This window comes from Yersinia sp. IP36721, from assembly GCF_003634395.1.
GTDB lineage: Bacteria > Pseudomonadota > Gammaproteobacteria > Enterobacterales > Enterobacteriaceae > Yersinia > Yersinia entomophaga.
Map to the genome: position 1 here is coordinate 1 of NZ_QCZL01000108.1, position 272 is coordinate 272.

Sequence of the window (272 nt, forward strand, 5' to 3'; positions counted from 1 at the left end):
GGGTCGTTAGCTCAGTTGGTAGAGCAGTTGACTTTTAATCAATTGGTCGCAGGTTCGAATCCCGCACGACCCACCATGATGAAGTGATGTACTGTTTCAAATCGTAGGGATGAGAACCGTGAAGGTTCGAGCCGAACGAAGTGAGACAGCAACGCGAAGGCGTTGACCCGTAAGGGTGAGTCTGCAGGACGAATCATCCCGCACGACCCACCATGATGAAGTGATGTACTGTTTCAAATCGTAGGGATGAGAACCGTAAAGGTTCGAGCCGA

General features: G+C 50.7%; 1 tRNA gene and 1 other RNA gene. Both read left to right on the forward strand.

Going from position 1 to position 272, the window contains the following annotated elements:
- Positions 1–76, forward strand: a tRNA-Lys gene (locus tag DBA33_RS20535).
- A 13-nt stretch (positions 77–89) separates the two neighbouring features.
- Positions 90–213, forward strand: a non-coding RNA gene (locus tag DBA33_RS20540) — RtT sRNA.
- Positions 214–272 lie beyond the last annotated feature (59 nt).